Below are 15,146 nucleotides of genomic sequence, written 5' to 3' on the forward strand. Positions count from 1 at the left end.
CCTCCGTCACCATCGACCTCAACCGCGACTGTTCCTCGTACGAGGCGCTCATCGGCGTGGACGACATGACGCTGAGGCTCGGCAAGGTGGCCTTCTCCGTCTACGCCGACGGAACCCTGCTGTGGCGGTCCACCCTGGTCGAAGGGGGTGACCCGGCGGTGCCGGTGCACGTGGACCTCACCGGTCGCAGCACCGTACGGCTCGTCGTGGAACCGCACGGCGTCCTCGACGGCGTGGCTCTGGCGGACTGGGCCGAGTCGAGGTTCACCTGCGGTTAGCGGCTGCCGGGTCCAGCAGCGCACGAGCCGCGTGCGTCGTCCAGCTCGCGCAGCACGTCGTCGGCGGTGAGCCCGGCGCCCCGCGCCTGCTCCGCCTCGCACCGGACGCTGCCCAGGGCGGCGCGGGCGGCGGCCGTGGCCCGTTCCGCGTGGGCGCGTTCCGGCATGGGGCGGGGGCGGCCTCCCCGCCAGTGGTCCCCGGCACCGAGCAGCCGGGCCGCGCGCGAGAAGTCGCCGAAGTCGGCCAGCAGCCAGGCCGCGCTGTCCACGACCGTGGCCCGGATCGTGTCGGAGCACCGCTTCTCCACGGCCTCACGCAGGGCCCCGGCCAGTTTGACCAGCGCGGGCTCCGGACCGGACTCACTCGCCGTGATCACGGCGTCGATGAGATCCAGCATCACCATGAACTGGGGCGGCGGTGTGCCACGCCCGGTCTCCGCGCGCGCCTCCTCGCACAGCGCACGGGCCCGCACGATGTGTCCCTCGTCCCAGGCCATCTGGGCCCGCAACAGCAGGACGAACGCCTTGGAGTCCGCCACGGCGTACCGGTCGGCGGCGGCGCTCGCCTCGTCCAGCGCCGTCAGCGCGGCCGGCCGGTCTCCCGCGCGGTAGGCGATCTCGCCGAGCCGGGCGATGAGGAACGGCGACTCGGCGTGGGCGCCCACCTCGTAGGCGAGCCGCAGCGCCTCCTCGTACTCCCCCTTGGCCTCCTCGAAGCGGCTGCGCGCCATGGCCGTCTCGCCGGCCGCGCTGCACACCTGCGCCCGTAGCCAGCGGTCCCCGGAGCGGTTGCTGAGCAGGCGGAGCTCCGCGAGGTCGTCGTCGACGCCGGCCAGGTCGCCAGGAGAGTCGATGACCATGTGGGTACGGAACATCAGGGCGACGGCGGTCTCCCAGTCCCCGCCGTGGGCACGGCAGTTGGCGACGACGGAGTCCATGACGTCCCGGATGTCGCCCTGCCGGCCGACGAAGGGGGAGATCACCGGCCAGACGAGCCCCGGGACCCGGGCCGCCTGCGGTCCGCCCGCTTCGAAGTACGCCCACAGGCGCGTCACGTACGACCGCCGCTCCTCCACGAACGCCTCCATGGGCGCGGCCTCGGCCATGAAGAACAGATGCAGCATGCGCAGATCCATCCGCAGGGCGCGCAGCGGGTGCCCCGCCTCCGCGTCTGGCGCGGCGAGGAAGTGCTCGACGGGATCGGGCAGGCCCTGGTCCGCTTCCCCGGGGAGCGGCACCCGGCCCGACACGTCGTTCCCCACTCCCAGGCGCAGGATCCGGTCGAGCCACTCCATGCCCTCGTGCCGGTAGTTCCGCAGCCACCAGAACCAGCCCATGGCCAGGGCGACGGCACCGGCCTCGCGCTCGTCCCCATCCGTGAGGATCCGGCCGAGGGCGGCACGGATGTTGTCGAGCTCGGTCTCCAGACGGGATATCCACGGCAGTTGCCCGGCGGAGCGCAGCAGCGGATCGGCCCGCTCGACGAGCGCCCGCACCCACGCCCGGTGCCGGAGCTCGGCCTTCGCGCGCAGCCCGGGAGCCTCGGCGGCGCGCTCGTCGGCGTACTCGTGGATGGTCTCCAGCATCCGGTACCGCATGCCGCCGGAGCCGTTCCGCGCGCAGGGGGCGGCCACGACCAGGGACTTGTCGACGAGCGACCCGAGCAGCTCGGCCGCGGCCCCGGTGCAGACGGCCTCCGCGGCCTCCAGGTCCCAGCCGCCCGCGAACACGGACACCTCGCACAGCACCGTCCGTTCGGCCTCGTCGAGCAGGTCCCATGACCAGTCGACGACGGCACGCAGGGTCTGCTGACGGGGCAGGACCGTACGGCTCCCGGAGGTGAGGAGGCGGAAGCGGTCGTCGAGCCGGTCGGCGATCTGGCGGGGCGTGAGCAGCCGGAGCCGGGCCGCCGCCAGTTCGATGGCGAGCGGCAGTCCGTCCAGGCGGCGGCAGATCTCCGCCACCGCCCGCTCGTCCCGGAGCACGGCGTCGGCGTCGGGCCGGACGGCGGCGGCGCGCTCCGCGAACAACCGCCGGGCGTGGTCCGGCCGCAGGGGCTCGACGGGCCGCACCAGTTCCCCCGACACGCCCAGGGGTTCGCGGCTGGTCGCGAGGATCCTGAGCCCCGGGCAGCGGGTCAGGAGGGTCTCGGCGAGGTGGGCGGCGGCGCCGATGACATGCTCGCAGTTGTCGAGGATCAGGAGGGGGCTGCGCGGGGCGCAGTACTCGACGAGCAGGGTGACCGGGTCGTCCTGCACGGCCGTCAGCTCGCTGGTCATCAGCACGGTCTCGCGCAGTCCGAGTGCGCTGACCACCGCGCCCGGCACCGCCTCCGGCCGGTCGAGCGGGGCGAGCTCGGCCAGCCACGCCTGCGGGAGCCCGGCGGCGGCTTCCTCGGCGAGACGGGTCTTTCCGGAGCCGCCTGGTCCGGTGAGGGTGACGAGGCGGGCCCTGTGTATGTCCGAACGGATGGCGTCGATCTCTGGTTCCCGGCCGACGAACGAGGTCAGACGGGGGCGAAGGTTCCCGGTGCGCTCGGGCGGCGCGGGGCGTGCGGGCGGCTCGGGGTGTCCGGGCGGCTCGGGGTGTCCGGGTGGCCCGGGGTGTCCGGGTGGCCCGGGGCGTCCGGGTGGCGCGGGGTGTGCAGGCGGCCCGGGCCGTGCGGGTGGCGGTCCGCCGTCGTTCTCGGAGGAGGTGAGCAGGTCGGCGTGCAGGGTGCGGAGTCGGGGGCCGGGGTCGGTGCCGAGGCCCTCCGCGAGGGCGCGGCGGGCGGATTCGTACGCGGCGAGGGCGTCGGCTTCCCTGCCGGTGTCGCGCAGGGCGCGGATGAGGAGGGCGTGCAGCGGTTCGTCGTAGGGGTGCACGGCGGTCAGTTCGCGCAGTTCCGGTACGACGTCACGCGCGCGGCCGAGCCGCAGGCGGGCCTCCGCCCGGGCCCGGGTCGCCTCCAGGCGCGCCGCCTCCGGGCGGGTGGCGGCGGAGCGGTCGGGGAGGTCGGCGAGGGCCGGGCCGCGCCAGAGGGTGAGGGCGGCGTCGAGGTGCTGTTCCGCGAGGGCGGGGTCGCCGGCGGTGAGGGCGTCGGTGCCGTGCCGGACGAGCCGTTCGAAGACGAAGAGGTCGATGTCGTCGTGGGTGGCCGCGAGGCGGTAGCCGCCGGTGTGGGAGGTCACGGCGTCCTTGCCGAGGGCTCGGCGGAGTCGGGCGACGAGGGCCTGGAGGGCGGCGGGGGCGTCCTGGGGCGGGGTGTCCGTCCACACCTCGTCGATCAGGGTGTGGGGGGTGGTGGCGTGGGAGGGGCGTAGGGCGAGGGCGGTGAGCAGGGCGCGGAGACGGGGGCCGCCCAGGGGGATGGGCTTGCCGTGCTCGTCTGTTGCCTCGGTGGTGCCCAGGATTCTGTACCGCACTGGGTCATTGTGGCCGGGGTGGGTGGGAAGGCCAGGGGGTTTTCGGGTGGGGTGTTGCGGGAGTTGGGGGCTTCAGGTGCTCGGCGTGGATGCTGGGGGCGGGGTGTTGCGCCGCTCGGCGTGGCGAGGTGCCGCCGCGCCCACCCGTGCCGCCCCAAGCGGCACGACTGCCCGCAGCTCAAGTACGCGTCATACTCGCCGTACTCCGGCCCCCGCGCCCAACGCACCCCGCTGAGGGGCGATGCCTGCTGGTACCGCGCGTTGGCGGGCCGGGGTCCCGGTCCAGCAGGTGCCTCGGCGGGAGAGCAGGCGGCGGAGCCAGAGTTCGAGGGAGACCAGGTCCGCGAGGCCGTCCAGCGGGAGGGGTTCGCCGGCTGCCGCGCCGCGCAGGGCCTTGCGGACCACCCGGGCCTCCACCAGGCCGGCCTCCGCGAGCAGCGGCGTGTCGAACAGGGTGACCAGGGAGTCCGCCGCCACCCTCAGTCCCGTACGGGCCACGGCCGCCGTCGTCGCCTGGGTCGGGGCGCCCCACCCGGGCGGCAGCTCCCGTACTCCGGCGCCCTCCAGCACCGTCCGCAGGATCGCCGCCCGTGCCCCGGGCCGCACCCGCAACGCCTCGGGCAGCGCCCGGGCCGCCCGCACGACCTGGTTGTCGAGGAACGGCGCGTGCAGCCGCTGGAAGCGGATCTCCGCCGCCTGCTCCAGCACCCGCAGGTCGGCCGCCTGCCGCGCCAGCGCCGCACGCGCGCGGAAGTCACCCGGCCGCTGCCCCGGCCCCACCGCCTCCGACCGGTGCGTGGCCGCCTGAAGACGAACCGATACTTCGGCGAGCGCCTCACCGGTCAGCCAGCGCGCCGCCGGCCCGGGTCTGCCCCAGGTCAGCGCGGCGAGCGAGGCCTCCACCGCGTTGCCGGGCGCGTCGAGACCGTCGTCCGTACGGTGCTCCAGCAGGCGCTCGGCGAGGGATTCCAGCCCGGCCCGGTACGGCGTACGGGACAGCCGGCGAGCCGCCGCGTACACGCGCGCGGGCACCAGCACCGAGCCGTCCGCCTTGGCCAGCGCGGCGACGGGCCGCACCAGGTGGCGCCGTTTGCGGTCCATCAGCAGGTCGGCCAGCCGGGCCGGGTGCGCGTCCAGGACCTGGCGCGCGCCGTAGCCCGTGAAGTGGTCCGCGCTGCCGGCCGCCAGCCGCGCCCGGTGCCGGGCCGCCGTCACCAGGGACGCGCCCGGTTCGTCCGTCAACGGGCCGTCGAGGTCGGCGTAGGGCAGGGTCTCCTCGCCGCCGGCCACGACCACGTGGTGCAGTCTCGGGTTGGCGGCCAGGGTGCCCGCCCGCTCCAGCTCGGCCTCCCGCCCGCCGACGGCGAGGTCGTTGAACGTGACGGCCAGCAGCCGCTCCCCCGCGCCCGTGCCGTGTCCCAGCACCGTGCCCGGCCTCCCGGGCAGCCCCGCGGCGAGCAGCGCCAGCGTCCCGGAGGCCGGCCCGCCGGACAGGTCCGCCCCGATCCCCGGCACGGGCATCCCGCGCGCGGCGCGCCGCTCGGCGGGTCCCATGCCGGGCACCGGCCCGGGGTCGATGTCCGCCCCGGGCACGTGCCGCGGCGCCGACAGACGCGTCCGTACGGCTTCGACGAGCGCGTCGCGCACCGCCTCGACCGCCCTCTACACCCTGGAGGGCGGTCAGGCCGCGGCGACGGCACTGATCGAGCGGGACTGCACGGCCGTGGTGTGCGCCAGCGACATGATGGCGCTGGGCGCGATCCGGGCGGCGCGGCAGCGCGGTCTGGACGTGCCGAAGGACGTCTCCGTGGTCGGCTTCGACGACTCGTCGCGCACCGCCTCGACCGCGCTGAAGGGAACGGTCGCGGGCGCGGCCACCGCCAGCGAGGCGACGGGCTCGTACCCGGCGATCTCGCGCGCCCCGGCGCGCAGGATGAGTGCGTGCCCCGGCGGAACGCGCTTCACGCCGTCGTACGGGGTGGAGTCGTGGAGCGCGGCCGGCACGTCAGGGGCGGCCAGCAGCGCGGCGAGGTGGCCGAAGTCGAGGTTGGCCTCGATGAGGTCGGCCAGCGGCAGCGCGGCCGTCGCGTACGCCGTGCCGCCGGCCCAGGGCGTGTGGAACACCGGCCGTGCGCCCGCGAGATCGCCGCAGACGGTGACCCTCCGGCCGACCTGCACGATCGCGGTGTAGCTCCCCGGCCAGGCGGTCAGATGCCTCAGTGCCCCGCCGCGCGCGGCGAACAGGGCGACGCGCAACTGTTCGTCGGTGGCGCCGCAGATGCCGAGGACGGCGATACGGGTACGGTCGTCGGCCTTCACGACCCGCACCTCGTCGGGACGCCAGTCGCCGACCGCCCACAGCGGGTCGGGGTCGCCCCACAGGAGGTGGGAACCCACCGGGTGCACGGTCTCGCCGTCGGGTCCCGTGGCCCCCGCCGAACCGGCAGCGACGGCTCCCGCGGCGGTGCTGCTCCACCCCACCAACCACCGCATCGCCGCCTCCACAGGCTGTGGACAACCAGTGCACCGCACGAACCGGTTCACCATGCTGCCATGAAGGAAGCGTTCCAGAGGGTGCCCGCGCCGCTTGCGCTCCGCTGAATGCGCCCCGGCGGAGACACCCACGCCGTCCCGAACGACCCCGAACACCCGAGCGTGACAGGAAGATACGGACGGCGCCGGCGGAGAGAAGGGCCAAGCGAGGGGAGAAGAAAAGGGAGTCGGCAGAACCGCGACGCGAATGCGCCCCCGACGCGCGCCTCGAATACGCCTGGTGCGCCCTCAATCGCCGTGGTCGGAGCCCTGAGACCGCCCGACCACCGGGGTCGATTTTCAGCCAAATCGGCTTCACGCAGACGGTGTCGAACACTCTCCGTACAGACTCCGCACGCCCTCACCCGGCCGCGCAGTCCGGGAGACGGGACACGCCTCCCGGACCGTTCCGCCGCCCGCGGGGATGTAGGCGGCGGTGTCCCCCAGCCCACTGGATCCAGTACAGCGGGCCGACCCACGCATGAACCATGGAACCGCTCCCGTGATGGCCGGAGAAGAGCGCACGGGCGGGCGCACGGCCACACAGTGGGAGCACGTCGCAACTGCCCGTATCCGACCCGTACTTCAGTACGGACCACAATCCCGCCAACCGGAACAATGCCCCTTAACGCTTGGGATGCGGCGAACTACGCTGGGTTTACGAATGCCGCATGGTTATGCCAGCGCGGCAGCCGTCTGTGTCGAGGGGTGGCTCATGTCCAGGGAGCAACGCGGGCCGAACGAAAAACTCGGCGCCGTTCTCGCCCTCGCGGGAATCAGCAACGCAGGCCTCGCGCGGCGGGTCAACGACCTCGGCGCCCAGCGCGGTCTAACGCTTCGCTACGACAAGACGTCGGTGGCGCGCTGGGTGTCGAAGGGCATGGTGCCGCAGGGTGCGGCCCCGCACCTGATCGCCGCCGCCATCGGACAGAAGCTCGGCCGCCCGGTGCCGCTCCACGAGATCGGCCTGGCGGACGCGGACCCCGCCCCCGAAGTCGGCCTCGCCTTCCCGCGGGACGTCGGGCAGGCGGTGACGTCCGCGACGGAGCTGTACCGCCTCGACCTCGCCGGCCGCCGCGCCGGGTCCGGCGGCATCTGGCAGTCGCTGGCCGGTTCGTTCGCGGTGAGCGCGTACGCAACGCCCGCCTCACGATGGCTGATAACCCCGGCCGACAGTTCGGTAGCGCGTGACGTGGGCCCCGGCGAGGGCTCCGGCGCACCGCTCAAAGTCGGCCACAGCGATGTGCAGAAGCTGCGGGAGGCCGCCGAGGACGCCCGGCGCTGGGACTCCAAGTACGGCGGCGGCGACTGGCGTTCGTCGATGGTCCCCGAGTGCTTAAGGGTGGAGGCGGCCCCTCTGCTGCTCGGCTCCTACTCCGACGAGGTGGGCCGGGCCCTCTTCGGCGCCTCCGCGGAACTCACCCGGCTCGCGGGCTGGATGGCCTTCGACACCGGCCAGCAGGAAGCCGCCCAGCGCTACTACATCCAGGCCCTGCGCCTGGCCCGGGCCGCGGCGGACGTCCCCCTCGGGGGCTACGTCCTGGCCTCCATGTCCCTCCAGGCCACCTACCGCGGCTTCGGCGACGAGGGCGTGGACCTCGCCCAGGCCGCCCTGGAACGCAACCGCGGCCTCGCGACGGCCCGCACCATGAGCTTCTTCCGCCTCGTCGAGGCACGCGCGCACGCACGCGCGAGCGACGCCCAGGCGGCCGGCGGCGCCCTGAAGGCGGCCGAGAGCTGGCTGGAGAGGGCCCGCCCCGGCGACAACGACCCGAGCTGGCTCGGCTTCTACTCCTACGACCGCTTCTGCGCCGACGCGGCCGAGTGCTACCGCGACCTCAAGGCCCCCCGCCAGGTCCGCCGCTTCACCGAGCAGGCGCTGTCCCAGCCGACGGAGGAGTTCGTCCGCTCGCACGGGCTGCGGCTGGTCGTCTCGGCGGTCGCCGAACTGGAGTCGGGGAACCTGGACGCGGCGTGCGAGCAGGGGGTGCGGGCGGTGGAGGTCGCCGGGCGGATCTCGTCCGCCCGGACGACGGAGTACGTCAAGGATCTTCTCCACCGGCTGGAGCCGTACGGCGACGAGCCGCGGGTGGTGGAGCTCCGTGAGCGTGCTCGGCCTCTGCTGATGACGCCCGCGTGAGCCGTCTGCCGGGTTGCGTGATCTTGCGACTGCGGGCGGTCCGTGGTTGATCGCGCGGTTCCCCGCGCCCCTTGGGGCGTCACTCATCTCGGCGTTTGAGCGTGCTGTCAGTGGTGCAGTGCACTATCGGTAGCGGGAGGTGGTGCTGGTGCGGGCCGCGTACGACTGTGACGTGCTGGTGATCGGCGGTGGGATCGTCGGGCTGTCGACGGCGTACGCGATCACACGCGCCGCACCAGGCACACGTGTCACCGTCCTGGAGAAGGAACCGGGCCCGGCCCGGCACCAGACCGGCCGCAACAGTGGCGTCATCCACAGCGGCATCTACTACCGGCCCGGCTCCCTCAAGGCGCGCTACGCGGTGCGCGGCGCCGCCGAGATGGTCAAGTTCTGCGCCGAGTACGGCATCCCGCACGCCGTCACCGGCAAGCTGATCGTCGCCACCGACCGCTCCGAGCTGCCCCGTCTGCACGCGCTCGTGCAGCGCGGCCGGGAGAACGGCATCCCGGTGCGCGAACTGGGCCCGTCCCAGATCATGGAGTACGAGCCGGAGGTGCGGGGCCTGGCGGCGATACACGTCGGCACGACCGGCATCTGCGACTTCGTCGCGGTCGCGCGGCAGCTGGCCCGCGGCTCGGGGGCGGAGATCCGGTACGGCACGCGGGTCGTCCGCGTCGACCGCCGGCCCGAGCGTGGGGTCGCCGTGCTCACGGCGTCCGGCGACATCGTGCGCGGCCGGGTGCTGGTGAACTGCGCGGGCCTCTACTCCGACGAGATCGCCCGGCTGACCGGGGACGACCCGGACGTCCGGATCGTGCCGTTCCGCGGCGAGTACTACGAACTGGCCCGGCCGGAGCTCGTGCGGGGGCTGGTGTACCCCGTGCCCGACCCGGCGTTCCCCTTCCTCGGGGTGCATCTCACACGCGGCATCGACGGGGGTGTGCACATCGGTCCCAACGCGGTGCCGGCGCTGGCCCGGGAGGGGTACGGGTGGGGCACGGTCCGGTGGCGGGAGCTGGGGGCGACGCTGACCTGGCCCGGCTCCTGGCGGATCGCCCGCCGGCACTGGCGGTACGGGGCGGGGGAGATGCGGCGGTCGCTGTCCAAGGGGGCGTTCGCGGAAGCGGTACGGAGGTTGGTGCCCGGGGTGTCGGAGGGGGATCTGGTGCCTGCGGCGGCGGGGGTTCGGGCTCAGGCGGTGTTGCGGGACGGGACGCTGGTGGATGACTTCCTGATACGTGAGGGGGAGCGGACGGTGCATGTGCTGAACGCGCCGTCTCCTGCGGCTACGGCTTCTTTGCCGATCGGCAGGGAGGTGGCTCGGCGGGCGTTGCAGGTGCTGTGAGTGTGTGGGGTGCTCGGTGTTGGTGCTGGGGGCGGGGCATTGCGCAGCTCGGCGTGACGAGGTGCCGCTGCGCCCACCCGTGCCGCCCCAAGCGGCACGACTGCCCGCAGCTCCGGCGGCACGACTGCCCGCAGCTCGGGCGGCACCACTGCCCGCAGCTCCGGCGGCACGGCTGCCCGCAGGCTGGGTGGGGTCGTAAAATCGGGGGCACTGTGTCTGACTCCGTTAACACCCCCGGAAGCCCCCAGTCCACCCCCGGCGGCGAGTACCCGCAGCACGTGCCCGGTGTGGCCGTCCGGCATACCCGGGCCAAGGGAGAGCCGCGTTTCCCCGATGGGCCGAAGGCCGATCCGGCCGGGTCGCACTTCGAGCGGCGGATCCGGAGCTTTCAACCGCGGCGGAGCCGGGTGACCGCGGGGCAGGCCGACGCGCTCCAGCGGCTGTGGCCCAAGTGGGGCCTCGACATCGACGGCGGCCGGACCCTCGACCTCGCCGACCTGTTCGGCAACGACAACCCCGTCGTCCTGGAGATCGGCTTCGGCATGGGCGAGGCCACCGCCCAGATGGCCGCCGCCGACCCCGGCACCGACATCCTCGCCGTCGACGTCCACACCCCCGGCCAGGGCAACCTGCTCAATCTCGCCGACCGGAACGGCCTGTCCAACATCCGGGTCGGCAACGGCGACGCGATCATCCTGCTCCGCGAGATGCTCCTCCCGGACTCCCTCGACGGCCTCCGTGTCTACTTCCCCGACCCGTGGCCCAAGAAGCGGCACCACAAGCGCAGGCTCATCCAGCCCGACTTCTTGAGCCTCGCCGCCACCCGCATCAGGCCGGGCGGCATCGTGCACTGCGCCACCGACTGGGAACCGTACGCCGAGCAGATGCTCGAGGTGCTCACGGAACACCCCGACTTCGAGAACACGCAGGCGGACGGCGGTTTCGCGCCGCGTCCCGACTTCCGTCCACTGACCCGTTTCGAGGGCCAGGGACTGGACAAGGGACATGTCGTGAACGACCTCCTCTTCCGTCGCGTACAGCACGTGGAGCAACCCCCCGTCGGCGCCTGACCGCACCCGCACCTCTCCCGCCCTGCGGACAGCGCCCATCCGTCGTTAGGGTCGAAGCCGTGGCCACCAGCCCCCCACTCCCGTCGCACCCCGGCGGCCCCCTGCGGCACGCCCACTGGTGGCAGCACACCTGGGTGCGCTACGCCGCGTTGTCGACGCTCCTCGCGATCTCCGGCCTCGTGATCCTCGCCCTGGTCCGCCAGGAGACCGGCACGGAGGGGTTCCTGGTGGGGCTCGGGCTGGCCACCCTCCCGGTCCCGCTGCTCATCGCCGCGTTCCGGTGGCTGGACCGGGTCGAACCGGGCCCGTGGCGGAACCTGCTGTTCTGCTTCGCCTGGGGCGCCTGCGCGGCGGCGCTGATAGCGATCGTCGCCAACAGCTTCGCGACCAGATGGATAGCGACGGCGACGGCGGACCCGTCCAGCGCCGACACCCTCGGCGCGACCGTGATAGCCCCCGTGGTGGAGGAGACGGCCAAGGCGGCGGCCGTCCTGCTGGTCTTCCTCTTCCGGCGCCGCGACTTCACCGGCATCGTCGACGGGGTCGTGGTGGCCGGTGTGACCGCGACCGGCTTCGCGTTCACGGAGAACATCCTCTACCTGGGCATGGCCTTCGGCACCGACCAGCTCACCGGCGGCAGCGGCATCGCCTCCGTCACGGCGGCGACCTTCTTCGTGCGCGTCATCATGTCGCCGTTCGCGCACCCGCTCTTCACCGTGCTGACCGGCATCGGCTTCGGCGTCGCCGCGCTCTCGGCGGACGGCCGGCACATCCGCCGGGTCGCCTTCCCGCTCTCCGGGCTGCTGCTCGCGATGGGCATGCACGCGATGTGGAACGGCTCGTCCTCGTTCGGTGAGTACGGGTTCTTCGCCGTGTACGCGGCGTTCATGGTGCCCATCTTCGGGCTGCTGACGTGGCTGGTGGTCTGGACACGGCAGCGGGAGCTGCGGACCGTGCAGACGGAACTGCCCGCGTACGCCGTGGCCGGGTGGCTCTCCCCGGCGGAGCCGTACGCGCTCGGCTCGATGCGGGCCCGGCGGATCGCCCGCCAGTACGCCCGCCGCCACGCGGGCAAGGCGGCGGCACGGGCGGTGGCGCAGTACGAGGGGTACGCGACGTCCCTGGCGTTCCTGCGGCACCGGGGCCGCAGGGGCCGGACCGGTGGTGTCGACTTCGTCGTGCGGGAACGGGAACTGCTCGACGAGCTGTGGCGGCGCCGGGAGGCCGCCCGCCCCGCGCTGGACCACGCGGCACGGCTCACGGCCCCTCCGGTCCCGGTGGCGGCACCGCCCTGGCCGGTCTACGGGGCGTACGGGTACGGCCATCCGGCGCAAAAAAAAAAAGTACAACCCGTACCGCTCGTAGCCGAAGGGCACCGAGCCAGGCCCGGGGCGTTCTCAGGCGGGCGTTCTCAGGCGGGCGTTCTCAGGCGGAGGCCTTGGTGAGCCGTCCCACCTCCGCCTCCGTCAGGGTCAGCCGCCCGACCTCCAGCAGCGCGGGCAGCTGCTCCACCGTCCGCGCCGAGGCGATCGGCGCCGCCACCGTGGGCTGGGCGGCGAGCCAGGCCAGGGCGACCGTGGCGACGGGGGCGTCATGGGCCGCGGCGATCTCGTCGAGGGCGTCGAGGACCCGGCGGCCCCGCTCGGTCTCCAGGTGCTTGGCGGCACCGCCCGCCCGTGCGCTCTCGACGGTCGTACCGGGCCGGTACTTGCCCGTGAGGAAGCCGGACGCGAGCGCGTAGTAGGGGACGGCCGCGAGGCCGGCCTGCTCGGCCAGGTCCTGGAGCTCGCCCTCGTAGGTGTCGCGGGAGACCAGGTTGTAGTGGGGCTGGAGGGCCACGTACCGGGCGAGGCGCTCGCGGTCGGAGAACTCCAGGGACGCCCGCAGCCGCTCCGCGGAGATGTTGGAGGCCGCGATGTGCCGCACCTTCCCGGCCTTCACCAGTTCGTCGAGCGCGCCGATGATCTCCTCGACGGGCACGTCGGGCTGGTCCAAGTGGGTGTAGTAGAGGTCGATGTAGTCGGTCCGCAGGCGCCGCAGGGAGGCGTCGGCGGCGGCCTTGATGTTGGCGGCGGACAGGCCCTGGAACTCGGGGTGCTGGCTGACCTTCGTGGCGACGACGACGTCGGAGCGGTTGCCGCGCGCCTCCAGCCACTTGCCGAGTATGGTCTCGGACTCTCCGCCCTGGTTGCCGTCGACCCACGCCGAGTAGACGTCGGCGGTGTCGACGAAGTTGCCGCCGGCGGCGGTGTACGCGTCGAGGACGGCGAAGGACCGGTCCTCGTCGGCGGTCCAGCCGAAGACGTTGCCGCCGAGGGCGAGCGGGAAGACCTCGAGGTCTGAGGAGCCGAGCTTGCGAAGAGAAGTCATGCTCCACGTCAACGACCGTACGGGAGGGGCCATTCCGCAACGGACGCAAAACTCCCGTGAACGCAATGTCCCGTGCACGCGAAGTCCCCTGACCGCGAAGTCCCGTGACCGCAAAGTCCCGTGACCGCGAACAGCCGAAAACCGGCAGCCCTGACGTCGGGGGGTCGTCATCAGGACCGCCGGTGCTTCAACTGGCGTGCGCTGCCCGGAGGGTGAGGCTCAGGGAGTGAGGCCCTTGCCCCGCAGCCACGCCATCGGGTCGATGCCGCTCGAGGAGCCACCGGAGTGGACCTCGAGGTGCAGGTGTGCGCCGGTGACGTTGCCGGTGGCGCCGACGCGTCCGATGACGTCGCCCGTGCTGACCTTCTGCCCGACGCTGACGCCGATGGAGGACTGGTGCGCGTACCAGATCTCCGTGCCGTCATCGAGGGTCAGGACCGTCTTGTAGCCGTAGGAGCCGTTCCAGCCGGCCTCGGTGATGGTGCCGCTGTGCACCGCCTTGATCGGGGTGCCCGTGGGCGCGGCGAAGTCCAGACCCGTGTGGTAGCCGGAGGACCAGTAGGCGCCGGCCTGGCCGAAGGTCGAGGTGAGGGTGTACGAGGAGGTCGGCAGCGTGTACTGCTTGGCGAGGGCGGCGAGCCGCTCGGCCTCGGCCTTCTTCCGGGCCTCCTCGTCCGCCTTCTTCTTGGCTTCGGCGGCCTTGGCCTTGGCTTCCTGCTCCGCCTTGGCGACGGCTTCCGCGGCCGCCTTCTCGGCGGCCTTCGCGGCGTCCTGTGCGGCCTTGGTCTCGATCTGCTCCTGCTGGTGCTCGACCTGGGCCATGATCCGGGCGCGCAGTGCCTCGCCGGCGCCGGAGCCGCCCTGGTCGGCGTCGGCGGACGCCGTGCCGAGAGCGCTGAGCGCGGTGGAGGAGCCTTCGGGGGTGTCGTCGTCCGAGATGAGGGAACCCACCGAGGGCAGGTCCGGCACGGAGATCGACACCGGCGGCTTGCCGGTCTGGGCGCTGGCGATGCCGCCCGCACCCACGGCGGCTATGACGCCGACGCCGAGGACGGTGGAGCTGCGGGCGAGCCCTCCGCCGCGCTGCTTGGTGACGCGATGCCGGCCACGGACGGGACGGATGGACTCCGCGGTGGGGTTCCACTCCTGGAACGGGCCCTCGTCGGTGCGGTGACCGCCGAAGCCGAAGGTCTCGGTGTCGCGCTGGTGGGGCGCGGACGGGGCCGCGGGGGCAGGCCGGTTGGACGCCACGTGGGCGTACTCCTTTCCCTCCTTCTCGCCTACCGGGTTAGCTGACGGGTTCGGAGCAGGAAGGTCTCCTACGCGCGTATACCAACCGTGCTTCCACGGCGATATCCGCCCGATTCACCCCAAGTGGTGGTTCCCCGGTTCCCTTTCGGGATTCGGCGCGTGCGCACGGAGCCGCCTTCTGTGACGGCTGGGACGACCGCGCTGCGTTATCGAACGTTAATAGACGCGCGGTGGGTATTCCAGCGATTCCACTTGATCATTAACCTTTTTCGCGCGGACTTACCTGCCACGACCGGCTTAAATCGGGCGAGTTGACCGCTTCGCAGGTGACTCACGGGTTTTGGCGGCGCGTCAGCTGGGCAGCGGAGCGGGGCGGTTCACTCACTACCCGTGACGACGGGGGCCCGACATGAACCGAGGGCCGGAACCCTTTCGGATTCCGGCCCTCGGCCTTCAGTAGCGGGGACAGGATTTGAACCTGCGACCTCTGGGTTATGAGCCCAGCGAGCTACCGAGCTGCTCCACCCCGCGTCGTTGTGTCACCAGTGTACGCCATCCGCGGGACCGCTCGCGCACACCCGCCGGTTCAGCTCAGCAGGTGGCGGTTCGGAGCCTTCGCCGACCCTTCGTGCTCAGCGAGGACAACGACCTCCGCTCCCCCCGCCGCCAGGACGCCGCTGCCGTCGGCCCCCGCCACGAAGGTGTCCGGCTCGCGCCAGGCCGTGACGACCCGGCGGACGCCCGCGTCGAGGATCA

At 73.0% G+C, this 15,146-nt stretch carries 8 protein-coding genes, 1 tRNA gene, 3 pseudogenes and 1 riboswitch; of the genes and pseudogenes, 6 read left to right on the forward strand and 6 right to left on the reverse strand.

All coding sequences use genetic code 11. The features are described from left to right. Nucleotides 1–278, forward strand: a 278-nt coding sequence (locus SSQG_RS18270) for an NPCBM/NEW2 domain-containing protein (protein WP_039933041.1), incomplete at its 5' end; no start/stop codon positions are given. Here the strand turns inward: SSQG_RS18270 and SSQG_RS18275 are convergent. Then, complete coding sequence (locus SSQG_RS18275; protein ID WP_039933043.1) at nucleotides 275–3,682, reverse strand: AfsR/SARP family transcriptional regulator; 3,408 nt, start codon at nucleotides 3,680–3,682, stop codon at nucleotides 275–277. The two genes, SSQG_RS18270 and SSQG_RS18275, sit on opposite strands and share 4 nt — an antisense overlap. Nucleotides 3,683–3,871: 189 nt before the next feature. Then, a pseudogene (locus tag SSQG_RS18280) lies at nucleotides 3,872–5,341 on the reverse strand (asparagine synthase-related protein); the annotation flags it as partial. On the opposite strand from SSQG_RS18280, the pseudogene SSQG_RS39275 reads away from it, so the two are divergent. Further along, a pseudogene (locus SSQG_RS39275) lies at nucleotides 5,340–5,528 on the forward strand (substrate-binding domain-containing protein); the annotation flags it as partial. The pseudogenes SSQG_RS18280 and SSQG_RS39275 sit on opposite strands and share 2 nt — an antisense overlap. A gap of 4 nt (nucleotides 5,529–5,532) precedes the next feature. Here SSQG_RS39275 and SSQG_RS44015 read toward each other — a convergent pair. Next, nucleotides 5,533–6,175, reverse strand: a pseudogene (locus SSQG_RS44015) (asparagine synthase-related protein); the annotation flags it as partial. Between the two features lie 754 nt (nucleotides 6,176–6,929). Here SSQG_RS44015 and SSQG_RS18285 point away from each other — a divergent pair. The 4 genes from SSQG_RS18285 to SSQG_RS18300 all read left to right on the forward strand — a co-directional run bounded on the left by SSQG_RS18285 (nucleotide 6,930) and on the right by SSQG_RS18300 (nucleotide 12,214). Next, complete coding sequence (locus tag SSQG_RS18285; protein ID WP_003991293.1) at nucleotides 6,930–8,354, forward strand: hypothetical protein; 1,425 nt, start codon at nucleotides 6,930–6,932, stop codon at nucleotides 8,352–8,354. Between the two features lie 139 nt (nucleotides 8,355–8,493). Continuing rightward, on the forward strand, nucleotides 8,494–9,699 hold the full coding sequence (gene lhgO / locus SSQG_RS18290; RefSeq protein ID WP_003991294.1) for an L-2-hydroxyglutarate oxidase: 1,206 nt from the start codon (nucleotides 8,494–8,496) through the stop codon (nucleotides 9,697–9,699). 212 nt (nucleotides 9,700–9,911) lie between these two features. Next, a complete protein-coding gene (gene trmB / locus SSQG_RS18295) occupies nucleotides 9,912–10,769 on the forward strand; it encodes a tRNA (guanosine(46)-N7)-methyltransferase TrmB (RefSeq protein WP_003991295.1) in 858 nt (285 codons plus the stop codon). Nucleotides 10,770–10,828: 59 nt separating this feature from the next. Continuing rightward, on the forward strand, nucleotides 10,829–12,214 hold the full coding sequence (locus tag SSQG_RS18300) for a PrsW family intramembrane metalloprotease (protein WP_003991296.1): 1,386 nt from the start codon (nucleotides 10,829–10,831) through the stop codon (nucleotides 12,212–12,214). On the opposite strand, the gene SSQG_RS18305 is transcribed toward SSQG_RS18300, so the two are convergent. From SSQG_RS18305 to SSQG_RS18315, 3 genes are all read right to left on the reverse strand, one after another. Continuing rightward, a complete protein-coding gene (locus tag SSQG_RS18305) occupies nucleotides 12,195–13,139 on the reverse strand; it encodes an aldo/keto reductase (protein WP_003991297.1) in 945 nt (314 codons plus the stop codon). The genes SSQG_RS18300 and SSQG_RS18305 overlap by 20 nt on opposite strands. Nucleotides 13,140–13,358: 219 nt before the next feature. Next, nucleotides 13,359–14,390, reverse strand: coding sequence for a M23 family metallopeptidase (locus SSQG_RS18310; RefSeq protein WP_003991298.1), 1,032 nt, complete (start codon nucleotides 14,388–14,390; stop codon nucleotides 13,359–13,361). 11 nt (nucleotides 14,391–14,401) lie between these two features. Further along, nucleotides 14,402–14,558, reverse strand: a riboswitch (cyclic di-AMP (ydaO/yuaA leader). Between the two features lie 289 nt (nucleotides 14,559–14,847). Continuing rightward, nucleotides 14,848–14,921, reverse strand: a tRNA-Met gene (locus SSQG_RS18315). Between the last annotated feature and the right edge of the window lie 225 nt (nucleotides 14,922–15,146).

Source organism: Streptomyces viridochromogenes DSM 40736, assembly GCF_000158955.1.
GTDB lineage: Bacteria > Actinomycetota > Actinomycetes > Streptomycetales > Streptomycetaceae > Streptomyces > Streptomyces venetus.